Origin of the sequence: Ruminococcus sp. J1101004sp1_RTP21198st1_B9_RTP21198_201120, assembly GCF_040924245.1 — a bacterium.
GTDB lineage: Bacteria > Bacillota > Clostridia > Lachnospirales > Lachnospiraceae > Blautia_A > Blautia_A faecis.
Genome location: NZ_JBCOMI010000023.1, coordinates 35,942 through 54,889 on the forward strand (window position 1 = coordinate 35,942; position 18,948 = coordinate 54,889).

Genomic DNA, 18,948 nt, shown 5'->3' on the forward strand with positions numbered 1-18,948 from the left:
TAGACAGATTCTGGACATAAGGAGGTGCGGAGGACTGTGAAGAAAAAGAAATCTCTTTGGAACATATTTCTGATTCCTATACTGATCATTGTGTTTGTACAGGGTGCAGTCCCATTCCTGTCATTGATTTTCAGCGGAATCCGCTCAAACATGGAGAATGCGGTTATCGGTCTGGATAGTCATACGGTGGAGAACCGTAAGGTAGTTCTGGAGAACGACATGATCGAGCAGTGGAGCAGCGTGTACAAGGAAAGTGATAGTCTTTCCTCAGCGCTGACAAAGGTATTGAGCAATCATCAGATGGATATGCAGGGCTTCATGGGCTCAGGGAGAGTCCAGGAGGAATATCTGGAAACAGTTTTTTACGATATGGTGGAGGTTTTGCAGTACAATTCCACTTCTGGAATTTTTCTGGTTCTGGGAAATGACGGTGATACAGATTCGGAAGGGGAATACAAAGGCTTCTGGGTGAGAGACTCAGATCCCCAGACCAAAACGGCTTCCCGCACGGACCTGCTGATGGAGCGTGGAAGTAAGGTACTGTCGCAGAATATGTCCATTTCACTGGATACTTCCTGGCATACAGATTTCCACTTCCAGGGCAATGGGAAAAGAGATGCCGATGACTTTTTTTACCAGCCATATATAACAGCAGAAAATTACGTTGATTCCCGCACCAGTATGAAAAATCTGGGCTATTGGTCGAAGCCGTTTATTCTGGAAGATTTCTATAAGGATAACCATAAGATGATCACATATTCGGCACCTCTTGTTTATGATAAAACCGTTTACGGTGTGCTTGGAATTGAAGTGGGAGTGAATGATCTGACCAAATTTTTTCAGGTAAAAGATCTGGATTCCGATCTGAATGCAGGATTTGCCCTTGTGGTAGACCATGGAAATGGAAATTATGAGGGAATTGCCGGTGAGGGTGCGCTGTATGATGCAGTTTCCCGGGACGGAAGTGACTTTGTTCTGGAGGAGCCGGTGCAGGAGAATTTGCGGCTGGTACAGGGGGCTGCCATTGGGAAACAGCAGATTTACGGACTTGTGAGCAATCTGGAGCTGTACAGCAGAAATGTGCCGTATGAAGATACGCAGTGGGCATTGTGCGGTTTTGTTACAGAGGATTCTGTGTATGGATTGATTTCCGATGTTTATGAGAGAATTCTGGGAGCGATTCTGGGAAGTGCCCTGATGGCGGTTATTCTGGTTTATTTTCTTGTCCAGTATGCGACGGAACCGGTTTACCATCTGGTGGAGAGTGTACGAGGCGGAGTGAAGGGAATTCACGGTTTTCAGGAGTCAGGTATTCAGGAGCTTGATGAGCTCCATAAAGTGATAGAGAATCTGACGGATACCCAGATGCAGACAGAGAATCAGCTTCTGGAGGAAAAGGAGCGCTATCGGATTGCGGTAGAAAGTTCCCAGGATGCCTTTTTTACCTACAAATGTAAGGAAAAACTGCTGGAAATAGTTAACAGTAAAGGCAATGACGGTGTATGGGACTGCGGAAAGCATCCGGAATTTCTTGATAATGACAGTATCCATCCGGCAGATAAGGCAAAGCTGGTGAACGCAGTAAAAAGCTCAGACGGCGTTCTGGATGTTGACTTTCGTCTGCAGCATGCCAATGGAGAATTTCAGTGGGTAAATCTATCCGGAAGCATTACTTTTGATGAGAATAAAGAGCGCAGCAGGGTCGTTGGCTGTATTCACAATGTGCATCAGCACAAGCTTCTGGAGCAGGCGCAGAAAAGAAAGCAGATTTATGACTCCATTACCTCTTTTTACCGCCTTGGAAGCGGACTGGAAGTTGTGGAAACACTGTGTCGGGATGACCCGGAAGGGGTACTGGTACTTCTGGAAATCCAGCAGTTTTCCAAAATCGATGAGCGCTATGGCCTGATCTTCGGAGATATTATTCTGGAGCAGTTTGCCGGTCTGCTGGCGAAGCGCTTCCAGGAGGACGGTTTAAACGGTGGTATTTATATCAGGGCTGGTGCAGACCAGATGCTGGTATGGCTGCCGGTATGTACGACCGGACCGATCGTGAGAAGTGTGCAGGGACTGGAAAAGGATTTTGGGGCGCTTACAGATGAGAAGCATCTGTCCCTTTCCCTGAAATGTGGAATCGCAGTTACAGGCAGCAGAAATTCGCTGTCTGAGGCACTTGAACAGACGAAGACTGCTCTTACAGCTGCACGTCATGGAAAGCAGGAAATTATATTCTATGAGGAGCTTTCAACTGAGGAAAAAGCCTGTGCGGTTGATGTGGCATTTGCGGAGGTGGCTTCTCTGGAACGTCTGAAGGAAATGACACTTTCCTCTATAGCTCTGAACCTGTTTGACAGAGATGGTGATACTTCTGTGGTTCTGGATATTCTGGCGTTGAAGCTGCAGGAGAAATACCATCTGACAGACATTGTGATCACCCATTTCAATGGGGAATATATGGTAAATAACCTGCTGTACTGCTGGAAAACCTGGGAGAAAAAGGATGGCTGGGACGGTATGGTCCACTGTTCTGAGAAGCAATATCAGCACTTTGTGGAGACCCAGGAAATGCAGCAGCTTCTGACCTCCGGGGAAAGCATACGGAAAGAGCCGCTGATTCAGCCTTTTGCTTCGGGCAGAAACGATATTGTATTCCATATGACAGACAACGGACAGTATTCCGGAAGTATTGTATTCCAGGACATTGACCAGGATGTTCTGGAGAAAAAAGAAGAGTGTAAGTGTCTGGAAGAAATCAGTGCAATTATTCAGAACCGGTTGAACCTGGAGCGTCACGATCTTTCAGCTAAGGCGAAATCGGATTTCCTGGCCCGTATGTCTCATGAGATCCGTACTCCTATGAACGGTATTATAGGTATGACGGAGATTGCATTGAAAGATGGACAGACTGAGGAGCGGCGGATCGACTGTCTGAGAAAAATCGAGTACTCCTCGGAATATCTGCTTGGACTTATCAACGATATTCTGGATATGTCCAAGATTGAGAGCGGAAAGATGAGGCTGATCGAAGAAAAATGCAATCTCATGGAGATGATACAGGGACTTCGTCCTTTGCTGGAAGCGAAGCTGAACGAAAATAACATTCAGTATATAGCAGATATCCAGCTGAAAAACCATTGGTTTATGGCAGATTCCCTGCGGCTGAACCAGGTTCTGGTAAATCTTCTGGGAAATGCGCTGAAGTATTCCAGACCAGATGGACATGTGTGGCTGACCGTTCGCGAGACAGAAGAAGAGAAAGGCTTTTCCAATCTGTATTTTCAGGTCAGGGATGATGGAATTGGAATTGCACCTGAGAAACAGCAGCTTATTTTCCGGCAGTTTGAGCAGGCGGATAATTCTGAAAATGCAAGAAAACAGGGCACTGGTCTTGGTCTTGCCATCAGCAGAAGAATTGTGCGGATGATGGATTCCGATATTAAGTTGGAAAGTGAGCCTGGTAAGGGAAGCAGCTTCAGCTTTAACGTGAAGCTTCAGCCGGTAAGCGGAGAGAAGACTACGGTCACCAGCCAGCCGGAGGAGATCAGCTTCCCGGGAAAAAGAATCCTGGTGGTTGAGGATAATGAGCTGAATATGGAAATTATCTGTACGATTCTTGAAAATTACGGAATTAAAACCGAGCAGGCAGTTAACGGAAAAGAAGCTGTGCGGCGCATGGAAGAATCCGTTCCCGGATATTACGATATGATCTTTATGGATATTATGATGCCGGAAATGGACGGACTGGAAGCAACCCGGACCATCCGGAATCTGGATCGTGAGGATTGCAAAAAGATTCCGATTTACGCAATGAGCGCCAACGCTTTCGACGAGGATGTGAAACGTTCCCTGGCAAGCGGTATGAACGGACATCTTTCCAAGCCTGTGAATCTGCAGGTGCTGGAGAAAACGCTGCAGAAAGTGCTGGGATAAAAATAAATGGTTTTTTAATGCATCTTGTGCAATATATTGACAGTTTGTGATAACCCCGTCTTTTACAGACGGGGTTATGTTATATTTATGGCAATATAGAAGGGAGCGATCACAAGCATGAAATATCAGAATATCATAGATAACATGACCCTGAAGGAAAAAGCCGCATTCCTCAGCGGAAAAAGCGAGTGGCAGACAAGAGATTTCCCGCGTCTGGATATCCCGGCGATTTTCTGTTCAGACGGACCGAATGGTGTGCGTAAACAGGCTGGAGCAGGAGATCATCTGGGAATCAATCCAGCAGTACCGGCAACCTGTTTTCCTACAGCGGCAGCTATGGCAAACAGCTGGGATGAAGAGCTGGAGCAGAGGGTAGGCGTTGCCCTTGGTGAAGAATCCATGGAAGAAGACGTAAACGTTCTTCTTGGACCTGGACTGAACATTAAGAGAAATCCTCTCTGTGGACGTAACTTCGAGTATTTTTCCGAGGATCCCTATCTTTCCGGAAAAATGGCAGCTGCTTTTATCCGCGGTGTGCAGAGCACAGGAGCAGCAGCCTGCGCAAAACATTTCGCTGTAAACAGCCAGGAGCTTCGCCGTATGGCAATGAACGCAGTGGTAGATGAGAGAACTCTCCGTGAGATCTACCTCACCGGTTTTGAGATTGCCATCAAAGAGGGTGGCGCGAAAACGGTTATGAGCAGCTACAACGAGGTAAACGGTGTTTACGCCAACGAAAACGAGCATCTGCTGAAAGACATTCTCCGTGACGAGTGGGGCTTCGAAGGCTCTGTTATCACTGACTGGGGTGCTTCTAACGACCATTCTCTCGGTGTAAAGAACGGTTCTACCCTGGAAATGCCGACTCCGGGACTTGATGCAGCGAGAGAGCTTCTTGCCAGCGTAGAAAGCGGCAAGATCAGCGAGAAGGACATTGACGAGCGCGTAGACGAGCTTCTTGATCTGGTACTTACCACCACCGAGAATGCAAAGCATTATAAAAAAGTGGCAGACAAGAAAGCCCTTCATGAGGAGCACCACAAGCTGGCACGTCTTGCCTGCGAGAACAGTGCAGTTCTTCTGAAAAATGAGGACGGAATCCTTCCGGTTGGAGCGAAGGTTCAGGCAGCCATAATCGGTGACTTCGCTTTTGACCCAAGATACCAGGGCGCAGGTTCTTCCATGGTAAATTCCACAAAAGTAGATTCCATCAAGGACATGCTGGAGACCAGCGGAATCTCTGTGACTGGAATTGTACGCGGTTATCAGCGCGATGGCAAGGAAGACGAAGCTATGAAAAAAGAGGCCGTAGATCTTGCCCGCCGTTCTGATGTGGTTCTGTTTTTCTTCGGATTGAACGAGAAAAGCGAGACAGAAGGTCTTGACCGCAAGCATCTCCGCATTCCGCAGAACCAGATCAACCTGATCCAGGAGCTGGCAAAAGCCAACGCAAACATGATTGGTATCATCAGTGCAGGTTCTGTTATTGAAATGCCATGGCACCATCATTTCAAAGCCCTGCTTCACACCGCTCTCATGGGTCAGGCAGGTGCAGGTGCAGTGCTTGATATTCTTTCCGGTAAAGTCAACCCATCCGGAAAGCTTGCTGAAACTTACATTAAGAAATATGAGGATACTCCTTCTTACAATTACTATCCGTCACAGGAGCGGAACTCTGAGTACAGAGAGGGAATTTACGTAGGATACCGCTACTTCGACACCGCAGGTGTGCCGGTAAACTATCCATTTGGATATGGTCTTTCCTACACTACATTTGAATATGACAATCTTCAGGTGAAGCCGGATGGGGCGACGTTTACCCTTCGCAACACCGGAAAGTATGATGGTGCAGAGATTGCCCAGCTTTATGTAGGACTTCCGGGAGCAAAAGTTTTCCGCCCGGTCAAGGAACTGAAAGGTTTTTCCAAGGTGTTCTTAAAGGCAGGCGAGGAGAAAACCGTTACCATTAAGTTCGACGACAAGACATTCCGTTACTGGAATATGAAGACAAATAAATGGGAAGTAGAAGGCGGCGTTTACAGCATTATGATCGGTGCAAGCTGTGCGGATATCCGTCTTCAGGATTCTCTTGCCATTATCGGAACCACTGAGGTAATGCCATACTATACTAACCGCGTTTCTTCTTACGTGGAGGGAAAAATCCAGCAGATCGGAAATGAGGAGTACGAGACGATCCTGGGACATTCCATTCCGGACGGAAGCTGGAGCGGCGAGCTTGGCATGAACGATGCCCTTTGCCAGATGTATTACGCGAAGAACGGAATTGCCCGCTTCATCTGTAAGAAGCTGGGCGAAAAGTTGAAAAAGAGCGAGGCAGCGGGAATTCCGGATCTGAACACCCTGTTCCAGTACAACATGCCATTCCGTGCAATCGCCAAGATGACAGGCGGTATGGTTTCCATGGAAATGGTAGAGGGACTTCTAAAGGTTGTAAACGGTCATTTCAGCGGACTTGGAAAAGTAATCAGCGGATTTTTCAGAAACCAGAAGCTGAACAAGCAGTATGAGAAAGATCTGGAAGAGCAGAAATAGGAGGAGTATCATTATGGGAAAAATCAAACAGTTAATCGAAGATCACCCGAATATCTGGGAATTTATTAAATTTAACGTATTATCCAACTGTGCAACTATTACAAACTTCATTATCATGTGGCTGTGTACCGGTTTTATTTTCAAAAGCTTTGCAAATACACCATTTAAGTTTCTGGTGTTCAATTACGCAGATAATATCGAGTCCAATCTTGGTTTATGTGGATTTTTAAGCTTTTTGGTTGCAACTGCAGCAGCTCAGACCGTAAACTTCTTTGTACAGAAGAATCTGGTTTTCAAATCCAATGCAGCGTTTGAGAAGGCTGTACCGAAATACATTGTACTTGCAGTTGTGCTGGTGCTTGTATCCGCAGCACTTCCGGCTTACAGCCAGAGCTTTTTCGTAAACATCGGTATTTCCGAAGCACTTGCACCTACACTCGCAAATGTTCTGAACATTCTGGTTCAGGTAGTTCTCAGCTACCCGACCATGAAATTCTGGATCATGCCGAACAAATAAAGATGATTGTCCTTTACCCGGATTGCCTTGCAGTCCGGGTTTTTTAATGCTAGAGCGTGTTTGAAAAAGGCTTTCTGCAAGATGTGCGTCACAATTTGTGGGAGATTTCGCTCGGATGAGGGCGCCGTAGCGGGCTACGGCAACCGAATTCGGGTGAAATCTCCCGCAAAGTGGGGCGTGCAGATTGCGGGAATGATTTTTCAAACACGCTCTAATATTAAAAGGCGGAATTTAACAATTTAAACACATTTTTCCCACAAAGAGAACACAAATTGTCTCTATACTGTGAACTATCAAATGAAGAGAACATAAAGGAGTTTCTAAAGGAGGCTTTTATCATGAAGAATAGAAATGAAGAATTAAAGAGAAAACTTAAAAAGGCAGCAAGCATTAGTCTTTGTGCAGTACTGGCAGGCGGCCTTGCAGCAGGAACATATACAGGAGTTAACTATCTGACAGGCTATGAGCAGAGCGTACAGGCAGCAAGCGAAGATAAGGTTGAGCTGCTGAAATCCGAGAAGAAATCGGATGATTCCAAGGATGACAGCAAAGATGAGAGTACAGCAAAGGGTAGCCTTGATGTATCTGATATTGTAGAAGCGGCAATGCCAAGTATCGTTTCCATTACAACTAAATCTGTAGAAGAGGTTCAGAACTACTACGGAATGTTTGGCCAGTACGGTGCTTATTCACCATCCCAGGAACAGGAGGTTCAGGGAAGCGGTTCCGGTATTATCATTGGTAAGAACGATTCCGAGCTTCTGATCGCAACCAACTATCATGTAGTAGAAGGTGCGGAGACCTTATCAGTTGGCTTCTGCGACAGCACAGCATGTGAGGCTAAGGTAAAAGGCTATGACAGCGAGAAGGATCTTGCAGTTGTAGCAGTTTCCCTGGATGATATTGACAGCGATACAATGGATGCCATTACGATTGCAACTATCGGTAATTCCGATGACCTGAAGGTTGGTGCACAGGTTGTTGCAATTGGTAACGCACTTGGTTATGGTCAGTCCGTAACAACCGGTATTGTAAGCGCCAAGAACCGTCAGCTGAATTCTGATGATACAGTCGGCGATTATGACAGCGACAGCAATTCCGCTACGAACCTGATCCAGACAGATGCAGCAATCAACCCAGGCAACAGCGGTGGTGCTCTTCTGAACATGAACGGTGAGGTTGTTGGTATCAACTCTGCAAAGCTTGCTTCCACAGCGGTTGAGGGTATCGGTTATGCAATTGCAATTTCTGATGTAACAGATACGCTGGAGAGCCTGATGAATGAGGAGACCAGAGATAAAGTTGATAACCACGGTGTTCTGGGAATCACAGTTCGGAGTGTTGACAGTGCAGTAAGTGAAGCATACGGTGTTCCGGAAGGCGTTCTTGTAAGAGACGTAACAGAAGGCGGTGCAGCTGATGAGGCTGGTATTGAAGCAAAATCCATCATTACAAAATTTGCAGGCAAGGTTGTTACAACCAAGGAACAGCTGATTGATTTCCTTTCCTACTACGAGCCAGGTGAGGATGTAGAGCTTACCCTTGAGGTTCCGGATGGAAAAGGTTACAAAGAAGAGACGGTAACTGTAACTCTTGGCGAGAACACAAATACACAGAGTACGGATTCCAAGGACAACGGTGACGGTCAGGGAAGCAGCCAGGATGATAATCTTCTGGAAGACTGGGAGAATAACGAAGGCGGCTCAGGTCTCCAGTACGGCGAGGGCTGGAATTAAACACTTGGGCGAATACGCTCTAGTAAGGCATACAGATTGCTGGAATGCTTTTTAGACACGCTCTAAGGCAGGAGAACCGGGATTGATTCAGCCACGGAAATGTAAATAATAGAATGAGAGAGGTTCATCTGTAAAAAAGGTGAACCTCTTTTTTCGGGCAAAATTTCCCACAAAGCGAGGCATGCCGGTTGCGAAACAGATTTTTCAAATATACTCTGCTTTGAAATAGTTAGAAAACACATAGAAAACTGAATAATAGATTGCGTAACCTACCTTAAAAAGGTATAATTATTTTATTGTCTGCAGACTGCGGCATAATATTTTTTAGAGTTATACGAAAAAGGAAAAGAGTCAGCAAAATGAACAACGAAAGATTTCTGGTTTTCGATATAGATGATACCTTATATAGCCAGATGGAGCCGTTGCTTACAGCCTGTGAGTTCAGTCTGGGCAGGAAGCTTCCGGATCCGGAGCTGTTTTACCGGATTTTCGGGAAAAGAAGCGCTGAAATGTTTCTGTTCAGCGAGAGTGGACAGGTTTCCATTCATGAATCCCGGATTTACAGAATTGAAAATACTATGAAAGACCTTGGAATTCCCTTTACCAGAGAGCAGGCAGAGCTCTTCCAGAAGAGATATAAAGAGAATCAGTCCCATCTTCATGTTTCAGGGGTAATGACACAACTGCTGGACGAATGCGAAGCTGCCGGAGTGAAAATGGGCGTGATCACCAACGGACCTTTTTCCCATCAGGTTCAGAAGTTTCATACACTGGGACTTGATAAATGGTTTACAGAGGATCAGCTGATCGTGTCTGTAGGTGTGGGCGTGGCCAAGCCGGATGTGCAGATTTTTCGCATGGCAGAAGAAAAATGGGGAATGAAGCCGGAGAATACTTTTATGATCGGGGATTCTCTGGAGAATGACATTGCAGGTGCAAAAAATGCCGGATGGAAGACCATCTGGATGAACCATCACCGTTATACGGTTCCGGAAGGTATGGAAAAACCAGATTATATTGCATATACAGAGGAAGAGTTGAGAAAGCTTATTGTCCAAATATGCTTTACAACGAAGAAGGATGGATAAAGTATGGTATCAGATTACAAAATCACCATGGAGCAGGCAGAGTACGAGATGGTCTGTTACCGTAAGGTTTTTAACTTTGTAAGGCTTCTTGACCAGGAAAAACTGGAGAAATTGAATGCAGAAGGTCTGTTGGCAGCAGAGGGCGGACAGACAAAAAAAGCAGATTTGTGCATAGGACATTTTGCCAGGGCTGTGTGGCAATGGAAGCCTTTTTACGGAAGGCAGAGCTGTGCAAGCTGGAATTTATTGGAGATGACATTTATCAGATCATGGCTAAATATCTGGAAATTGACGGTAATCCTTATGTAATGGAGCTTTTGAAGAAAATGGACAAAAGCAGCCCGATCGACCAGAAAGATCATGAGCGCCTGATCAGCAGCCTTACCGGATATAACGAGAGACTGTATCAGGATGTTCTTACGAAGGCATACAACAGACGTTATTATGAAGAAGAATTGAAGTCCCAGATGGGACCGGCTGGAATTGCCATGATCGATCTGGACGATTTTAAGCTTTATAACGACACATATGGACATAATGCCGGGGATATGGCCCTGACTGTTGTTGCAGAAACCATATGCAAGCATATCCGTAAGGATGATATTCTGATCCGCTATGGCGGGGATGAGTTTCTTCTGGTGCTTCCCGGAGTAACAGAAGTGAAATTTGCCGGAAGACTGCAGGAAATCCATGATAAGATCCACCTGGCTGCTGTGCCGGGATATGCAGGGCTTCAGTTTTCTGTGAGTATTGGAGGAACAATTGCCGGGGCAGATGAAACCATCGGAAGTGTGGTAGGAAGAGCTGACCGCTTTATGTACCAGGCGAAAACTCGTAAGAATCTGGTGGTAACCGAGTCTAATGAGATAAAAGATGGAAATGCAGACGGCGCAGAGGTTAATCGTGATGAGCTGAAACAGCAGATTCTGATCGTGGATGATGCTGAGCTGAACCGTGATATTCTTGCGGAGATTCTGCACCATGATTTTAAGACTATGGAAGTAAGCAGTGGGGAGGAATGTCTCTCCGTGCTTCGGGAGTATGGTGCAGGAATCTCACTGGTGTTGCTTGATATTGTAATGCCTGGCATGGACGGCTTTGCAGTTCTTGAGGAGATGAACCGGAACCATTGGATCGAGGACATTCCGGTCATCATGATCTCCAGTGAGGAGACAGAATCATATATACGCCGGGCGTATGAAATGGGAGTTTCAGACTATATCAGCCGCCCGTTTGATGCCAAGGTTGTTTACCGGCGTGTATATAATACTATTAAATTATACGCAAAACAGAGGCGCCTAATCACACTTGTAACGGATCAAATTCGAGAAAAAGAAAAAAATAGTCAAATTTTGATAGATGTTCTCAGCCATATCGTAGAATTTCGTAATGGAGAGAGCGGTCAGCACGTTCAGCACATAAAGATGTTGACCGGATTTCTGTTGGACAGACTGATGCAGAAAACGGACAAATATGATCTGAAATGGTCTGACCAGTACATGATCACAATTGCATCTGCCCTTCACGATATTGGTAAAGTGGGAATCGACGAGAAGATTTTGAATAAACCAGGCAGACTGACAAATGAAGAGTTTGAGGAAATGAAAAAGCATACCCTGATCGGTGCTTCCATGCTGAAGAGTCTTGGGGTATATCAGGATGAGGAGCTTGTGAAGGTGGCTTACCAGATCTGCAGATGGCACCACGAGCGCTATGACGGCAAGGGCTATCCGGATGGTCTGAAGGGGGAAGAAATTCCGATTGCGGCCCAGGTGGTTTCTGTTGCGGATGTATATGATGCACTGACAAGTGAGCGCGTATATAAGAAAGCATTTTCCCATGAGAAGGCTATGGAGATGATCCTAGCTGGTGAGTGTGGAACCTTCAATCCGCTGCTTCTGGAGTGTTTGCAGGATATTCAGGGCAATATACAGAGGGAAATGAAGAGAGCAGCAGAGCAGCCTATGCTTGTGCAGAATTCTTATGTGGGGAAGATGATTGAGACGGTGCAGTAGGCATGGATTATTATAATGTAATATATTGCGGTATTGTTCGGCGAAGTGTTTTTGGTAAAAATCGTGAACAGCAGCATTTGCAGGTCGGGGGACCTGCGGGAGTGGGGGTAAGTTTTACTTTATGAAAAAGAAAATTCTTACACTGGCGGCAGTGGTAACACTGCCGTTTATTCTTCTTGTGATGTATCTTCTTGCCTCGATGGCAAGCTACAGCAATACCTACGATGAGATCGTAAGCAACATGACTGTGGCGAACAATTACAATCTGAATTTCAAAGAAGAGATGGATGAGAGCCTGTATAAGCTGGTTGTTGGCTACGTCACTCTGGATACCATCGAAACAGACAAAAGTCTTAAGAATCCATATACTTTAATAGATGAATTACGCAGCGAGTTTACCAGACTGACAGCCATTACTACAGAATCTGAGAGCAAGCTGTGGCTGGAGAGCCTTCTTCGCAATATCGATACCCTGAAAAAAAGGGTGGACGATATTGTGGACAGCATTTCTGCCGGTGGCAGATATAATGAGAATATTGAGAAACTGGACAACAATATTTACATTCTGACGGAATTGATCCAGGATGATATTCAGTATTATATTTATTATCAGACACGTTATATGGACAAGGTTACGGATACCCTGCAGGATCAGATCGGGCGGTTTATGGTGGTGTGCAGTGTGCTGATCGGCGTGCTGATCATTGTGGTTGCGGTCAGCGCGGTGATGATCGTTTCCGGTATTATACAGCCCATCAGTCAGCTGAACCAGGCTACGGAGAAAATCGCCCAGGGTGATTTCAAGGCCAGAGCCCAGGCGGATTCCGATGATGAAGTGGCTGAGCTTGCAGCGAGCTTTAACAAAATGGCAGGAAGCATGCAGTCCCTGATCGATAAGGTGAAGGAAGACGAGCGGAAAATGCGAAAAGCAGATCTGCGCCTTCTTCAGGAGCAGATTCAGCCTCATTTTCTTTATAATACGCTGGACACCATTGTGTGGCTGATCGAGTCCAATGAGCCGGACGAAGCGGTGACCATGGTTGTTACACTGTCAGACTTTTTCCGTGAGATCCTAAGCAAAGGGAAGGAATTTATCTCCATTAAGGAAGAAGAGAAGCATATCAGCAGTTATCTCCAGATCCAGGAAATGCGTTACCGGGATATTCTAGAATATGACATTCAGCTGGATCAGGTAATTTATAAATATCAGATTCTGAAGCTGACTCTTCAACCGGTAGTGGAAAATGCGCTTTATCATGGCATTAAGTATAAGCGTGCTAAGGGATGTATTCACATTCATGGGGAGAAAGAGGGAGATATTATCCGTCTGACTGTCCGGGATGATGGTGTGGGCATGGATGAGGAAGAGCTTGAACAGCTTTGCCAGCAGATTGAGAAGCCCTGCCAGGAGACGGAGAAGGGCTTTGGTCTGGCAAATGTAAATGAGCGTATCCACATGTATTTCGGACCGGAGTATGGAATGAAGATCCAGTCACAGAAGGGTAAGGGAACTACAGTGGAGATTGTAATTCCGGCTATTCTGGAAGCTCCGGTTGAGAAAACAGGGAATGATACAGCAAAAGTGGCTGAAGGCGGCAACAGCGTGAATTCTGACGCAAATAAAAAAATAAAAAGTAATCCGAAACAGCAGAATGCCAATAAGATAATTGAGGGTGGACGGCCACAGCAGGAGGAGACAGGCGTATGAGACAGTTTATAAGAAAAAACATCTGGGCTGTGGCACCGGTTGTGTTTGTGCTTGTGGCACTGGTTCTTCTGGGAAGTCCTTTGAGCAGCAGCAAAGTGCAGGAAACTCCTGCGGAGGACGACAATCTGATCGTAGTAGGTGTTTCCCAGGTGGGAAGCGAATCTGTATGGCGAAGTGCCCACACTCAGTCCATTCAGGACGCGTTCACCAGGGCAAACGGCTACATGCTGATTTTTGACAACGCCAGACAGAAGCAGGCCAATCAGATCAAGGCCATCCGAAGCTTTATTTCCCAGCAGGTGGATTATATCGTACTTTCTCCTATCGAGGAATCTGGCTGGGACACTGTGCTTCAGGAGGCGAAGGATGCCGGGATTCCGGTAATTCTCATAGACCGTAAGGTTTCCGTGGATGATGACTCCCTCTATGCTTCCTGGGTTGGTTCCGATTTTGTCCGCGAAGGACAGGATGCCGGTTACTGGCTTGAGAATTACATGAAAAAGCAGGGCAGGGAAGATGACGAAATTAACATTGTAGTGCTGAAAGGAACCAAAGGCGCCTCCGCTACCATCGGCAGAACCCGTGGGTTCAATGAAGTGGCAAAGGTGCAGCACAATTGGAACATTTTGCAGCAGGTAGACGGAGAATTTACCACAGCCAAAGGAAAAGAAGAGATGGCAAGGCTTCTGGATCAGTATGATGACATAGATGTGGTGGTTTCACAGAACGATGACATGACTTTTGGAGCACTTGAAGCAATCAGAGAAGCAGGAAAAACAGCCGGAGTGAACGGCGATATTACGGTAATTTCCTTTGATGCAGTGGATGCCGGCGTGGAGCTGGTGCGAAACGGTGAGATCAACATTGATGTCCAGTGTAATCCTGACCAGGGAAAATACGTGGAGCAGATCATTCAGGATATGGAAGCTGGCAAAGAAATAGAGAAAGCATATTATGTTCCGGAGCGGGTGTATACCCAGGAGAACGTTGGGGAGGAAGAAAATGTTACGGAAGGTATTTCTGGTTGAAGATGAGACGGTGATCCGCGAAGGGCTCAGAGACAGGATTCCCTGGGATCAGTTTGGATACCGTTTTGTAGGGGAAGCAGCAGATGGGGAAATGGCTTTGCCCCTGATCCGTAAGACGAAGCCGGATGTATTGATCACGGATATTAAAATGCCTTTTATGGATGGGCTTTCCTTAAGTAAAATTGTGAGCAAAGAATTTCCGCGGATGAAGATTATTATTATCAGTGGTTATGATGATTTTGAATATGCAAGACAGGCAATTGAAGTTGGTGTTGACCAGTATCTGCTGAAGCCGGTTACTAGAATGAAGCTGAAAAATGTACTTCTTGAACTGAAAGATAAGATCGAGCAGGATCAGGAGCAGGAGGACTACCGCACCCAGTTTCAGAATGAGATTCAGGAGTATGAGCAGTTTTCCAGACGGCGTTTTATGGAAAAAATACTGGAGGGCGAGCTGTCAGTTAAGGAGATTTATGATGAGGCAGAGCGTCAGTCCATAGAAATTACGGCAGCAGGATATAATTTGCTTTTCCTGTATTTACAGGAGAAAAATAAGGACAAGATGGCAGGTTTTCTTCGGAAACAGGATGAAGTGCTTCATTATTTTCTCCGATATCCCCAGTATCTGCTTTTCCGCTGGAATGTAAACAGCTACGGAGTTCTGGTAAAGGGGGAATTGTCCCGGCTTCCGGAGCTGACAGATAATTGCGTGGAGTATGTGAAACGGACCTGCGAAGGGGAAGAGCAGATGGACTGGTATGTGGCGGTAGGAAAACCTGTGGAGAGATTGAGCCTGCTTTCCCAGTGTTATCAGAGCGTGAATCATTATTTTGCATATCGTTTTATGGTGCCGGGGCTGCATGTGCTTACAGAAGAAACTTTGGAGAGTTATGTAAACTCACAGGGAGAGAACCGTTTGGCGGCAGTAGATTCTTCACAGCTGAATCCTGAGATCATCAAGGATTTTCTCACAAAAGGAAGCAGCAGTGAGATCCAGGAGTTCGTTCAGGGATATCTGGGTGGAATGAGTAAGGCACTGGAGTCCAGAATGTTCCGGGATTATGTGGTGCTTCATATTCGGTTTACAACTATTATGTATCTGGAATCCATTGGTGTGGAAAAAGAGGGTTATACAGAACGGATCGAGGGAAAATATCAGGATACCAGTATCAAGGCATCGCAGGTGGCAGGGTATTGTGTGGACATTCTTCAGAGTGCCATTGATATCAGGGATGAGAAGAATGAGTCTCAGGGCAACAGCGCCATGAGGAAAGTGCTGGATTATATTGATGAGAATTACTATAAAGAGACCATTTCCCTGAATGAAGTAGCGGATGCGGTGAATATGAGTGCCAACTATTTAAGCGCAATTTTCAGCCAGAATATGCAGAAGACGTTTGTAGAGTATATTACCTGCAAACGTGTTGACAGAGCGAAAAAACTCCTGCGCGAGACGGACAAGTCGTCCGGAGAGATCGCACAGGAGGTGGGATATAAGGATCCCCATTATTTCAGTTATGTGTTTAAGAAAAAATCCGGGTGCAGCCCAAGGGAATATCGGAGTAAGGGGACTGCATGATATTCAAAATTAATTATGCGATTTCGGCAGTGATAACTGCCATGGGACTTCCTGCGAAGAGACAGGGAGTCCTTTTAATTTGTTTATGCTCATCTGGGCGGCCAGAGTACCAGGCTGGTGTGTCTGGTGTGTCAGTGTTGTGGCGCAGAGCAGACCAGATGTAGTGAGGTAGCTGGTATTGAAGGTGGCTAGTGCTATTGTGGCTTCGAAACTATGGCCGGCGGAAGCAGCTGTGAATCCAGTGTTTTGAAGAGAGGATGAAAGGGAAGCGTGAGTTGCTATCTTTTTCTCCTGTCCAAGCGACAGCTCTTCCCATAACAGCCATGCAATAAAGTCATCCTCACAAATAAACGCAGTGCAGTCGGGGGTGATCCGTTCCAGAAATTTTTTCAGGAAGCTGATATCCCGGCTCTGACGGAAATCATCCAGCTCCTGTGTAGTATACCAGCAGATGTTGCGGTCTGGTACAGTCAGCCCCTGATTTTGCATGGCATCCAGAAAGCCCTGGTATCGCTCAAGTCCCCGCTGATCGTCCATCTGGAAAATACCGGCGATAGAAGAGTGGCCTTTTTCCACAAGACTTTGCACCAGAAGACCAGCCCCATATAGATTATCTTCATAGATTACTGGAATCTGAGACAACTGGGGATAAGCACATCCCAGGAACAAAATGAAAGTTCCCCTTTGTATCAGCCTTTGATAAAGCTCTGTATTAGGTGATGGTAAGGCGCTTTTTACAGGCTCCACAATAAGCGCCCGCAGCGGACTTTTCAAAAGAAACTGAAGGATTTGCCGTTCCTGGTCCACGTGATTGTGAGTGGGGTAAACCTTGCAGGAAAATCCCTCCGCAGCCAGCGTCACACGAATATCATTTATCAGTGCAGGATATTCATATTGCTGTTCATCTGGAATCAGAATTCCAACTATATTCTGGTCTTCCAGGCTGGAAAGCCCGGTAATGTAAGCTCCGCTCCCTTTAATGCGGCGGATTTCCCGCTCATCTTCAAGAACCGCCAGCGCAGCCCGGACCGTTTGTCGGCTGACACGGTATCTGGCAGCCAGCTCCTGTTCGGTGGGAAGTTTGTTGATTCCCTTTTGAATAGAATCTGAAATGATTTCTCTTAGCTGTTCAACCAGCCATTTATATTTGATCGCCATATATTTTAGTTCCTCTTTCTTAGGTTAGAGCGTGTTTGAAAAAGCATTCCTGCAATCTGCCGCGCCACTCTGGTTTTTTTATTTTGCTGAGATAGTTATTTCATAAAATTTTCACATGAATTATTTATGATTTCCCAATAAACCTTCTGCTTTTTCACTTTTAAAACCCAAAATATTATACCTTTTTTCAAATGATCAAACCTTCTTTTCCCAGCTTAGACAGTTTGCCAAATCGAAAAACATAGAAAAAGGTGTAATATTTTTCACAAAATCATAAGAAAACAAACTTTCTAAATGAGAAATCATAAAATATCACCCCTTTTCCTGCCTGAAGTCCATTATAATATAAATTTGTCTGCATTTCACTATGAAAACCAACAAATTTGTATTGTTTGAACTGACGAAACGACCAAAAGACAGGAAAACAATATTGAAATTTATGTTAATTTTCGCTAAATTATAGACATCAAGAAGAACACGGATTCAAGAACGGACGGAAAGCTAAGACAGCAAACGGATCAGTGTTGAACGAGAAACCAATGGCAGGCGCGACCTGCAAAAGTATTTTTCTAAAAGAAAGAGAGGAACAATCACTATGAAAAAGAAATTAGCAGTTATGGCACTCGCAGCAGCAACACTCAGCATGATGGCTATGCCGGTTTACGCTGACGATCTGGTAACAGTTGGATACGCACAGGTTGGACACGAATCAGACTGGCGTACAGCAAACACCCAGAACTATCAGGATGTTTTCTCAGAAGATGCCGGATATAGCCTTGATCTTGTAGACTGCGACAATGACAATGCTGCACAGCTTGAAGCAGTTCGTACATTCATTAGTAAAGATATGGATTACATCGTAATCGCTCCGATCCAGTCCGCTGGCTGGGACACCGTTCTTCAGGAAGCACAGGATGCAGGAATCCCTGTAATCATCGCAGACCGTGAGATCGAAGCAAGCGACGACTTATATGATGCATGGGTTGGAACAAACACAACAAACGAAGGTATCACAGCTGGTAACTGGTTAGCTGAGTACCTTGGCGATAAAGACGCGAACATTCTTGTAATCGAAGGTTCCGTAGGAGCTTCCGCGGCACTTGGACGTACAGAAGGATTCAATCAGGTAGCTGGCGAGCATGATAACTGGAAGATTCTTGATTCTCAGTCCGGTGACTTTACACAGGCTGGTGGCCAGGAAGTTATGGAGTCCTTCATCAAATCCTACGAGGGACAGTTCAATGTAGTTGTCTGCCAGAATGATAACGAAGCATACGGCGCAATGGATGCAATGGATGCAGCAGGTATCACCTATGGTGTTGATGGCGATGTAACTCTTATTTCCTTCGATGCAACACATGATGGACTTCAGTATACATTAGATGGAAAGATCAACTGTGATGTTGAGTGTAACCCGATCCAGGCTGAGGTTGTTAAGGGCGTAATCGAGAAAATGCAGGCAGGCGAAGAATTTGAGAAGACAACACTTGTTGAGGATCAGGCATTCGTAGCACCTGGAATTGAGAGCGAGTATGCTACAACTATGACAGATGAAGTTCTGGCTGGACGTGCTTACTAATCAGAAAAATCAATCGGAGAGTGTGAAAACAGCAGAGCTGTGAAACAATCCGTAAAC

At 45.7% G+C, this 18,948-nt stretch carries 13 protein-coding genes; 12 read left to right on the forward strand and 1 reads right to left on the reverse strand.

Annotated elements, in window-relative coordinates; translation table 11 throughout:
* The first annotated feature begins 36 nt into the window (after positions 1-36).
* The 11 genes from AB5618_RS15155 (at position 37) to AB5618_RS15205 (ending at position 16,154) form a co-directional block, all read left to right on the forward strand.
* Entirely contained in the window at positions 37-3,930 is a 3,894-nt protein-coding gene (locus AB5618_RS15155) for an ATP-binding protein (protein ID WP_294430452.1), read from the forward strand.
* A gap of 117 nt (positions 3,931-4,047) precedes the next feature.
* Entirely contained in the window at positions 4,048-6,483 is a 2,436-nt protein-coding gene (locus AB5618_RS15160; RefSeq protein ID WP_195391808.1) for a glycoside hydrolase family 3 C-terminal domain-containing protein, read from the forward strand.
* A gap of 13 nt (positions 6,484-6,496) precedes the next feature.
* Positions 6,497-7,000, forward strand: coding sequence for a GtrA family protein (locus AB5618_RS15165; RefSeq protein WP_118577927.1), 504 nt, complete (start codon positions 6,497-6,499; stop codon positions 6,998-7,000).
* 81 nt (positions 7,001-7,081) lie between these two features.
* Positions 7,082-7,243: a DUF6783 domain-containing protein gene (locus AB5618_RS15170; protein ID WP_306467751.1), complete on the forward strand. Its 162-nt coding sequence runs from the start codon at positions 7,082-7,084 to the stop codon at positions 7,241-7,243.
* 95 nt (positions 7,244-7,338) lie between these two features.
* Positions 7,339-8,736 (forward strand): S1C family serine protease, encoded by a 1,398-nt coding sequence (locus tag AB5618_RS15175; protein ID WP_187565330.1) that lies wholly within the window; start codon positions 7,339-7,341, stop codon positions 8,734-8,736.
* A gap of 359 nt (positions 8,737-9,095) precedes the next feature.
* Entirely contained in the window at positions 9,096-9,824 is a 729-nt protein-coding gene (locus AB5618_RS15180) for an HAD family hydrolase (RefSeq protein ID WP_368366870.1), read from the forward strand.
* A 3-nt stretch (positions 9,825-9,827) separates the two neighbouring features.
* Entirely contained in the window at positions 9,828-10,133 is a 306-nt protein-coding gene (locus AB5618_RS15185) for a hypothetical protein (protein ID WP_368366871.1), read from the forward strand.
* Positions 10,025-11,839: a diguanylate cyclase gene (locus tag AB5618_RS15190; RefSeq protein WP_368366872.1), complete on the forward strand. Its 1,815-nt coding sequence runs from the start codon at positions 10,025-10,027 to the stop codon at positions 11,837-11,839. Before AB5618_RS15185 ends, AB5618_RS15190 begins: the two co-directional genes overlap by 109 nt.
* A 121-nt stretch (positions 11,840-11,960) precedes the next feature.
* Positions 11,961-13,547, forward strand: coding sequence for a sensor histidine kinase (locus AB5618_RS15195; RefSeq protein ID WP_368366873.1), 1,587 nt, complete (start codon positions 11,961-11,963; stop codon positions 13,545-13,547).
* A complete protein-coding gene (locus AB5618_RS15200) occupies positions 13,544-14,575 on the forward strand; it encodes an ABC transporter substrate-binding protein (RefSeq protein ID WP_368366874.1) in 1,032 nt (343 codons plus the stop codon). The genes AB5618_RS15195 and AB5618_RS15200 overlap by 4 nt, the downstream gene beginning before the upstream one ends.
* A complete protein-coding gene (locus AB5618_RS15205; protein ID WP_173718023.1) occupies positions 14,550-16,154 on the forward strand; it encodes a response regulator in 1,605 nt (534 codons plus the stop codon). The genes AB5618_RS15200 and AB5618_RS15205 overlap by 26 nt, the downstream gene beginning before the upstream one ends.
* Before the next feature lie 9 nt (positions 16,155-16,163).
* Here AB5618_RS15205 and AB5618_RS15210 read toward each other — a convergent pair whose 3' ends face one another.
* Entirely contained in the window at positions 16,164-17,312 is a 1,149-nt protein-coding gene (locus AB5618_RS15210) for a GntR family transcriptional regulator (protein WP_173718024.1), read from the reverse strand.
* Positions 17,313-17,907: 595 nt separating this feature from the next.
* Here AB5618_RS15210 and AB5618_RS15215 point away from each other — a divergent pair.
* Positions 17,908-18,891 (forward strand): ABC transporter substrate-binding protein, encoded by a 984-nt coding sequence (locus tag AB5618_RS15215; protein WP_148461385.1) that lies wholly within the window; start codon positions 17,908-17,910, stop codon positions 18,889-18,891.
* The last annotated feature ends 57 nt before the right edge of the window (positions 18,892-18,948 follow it).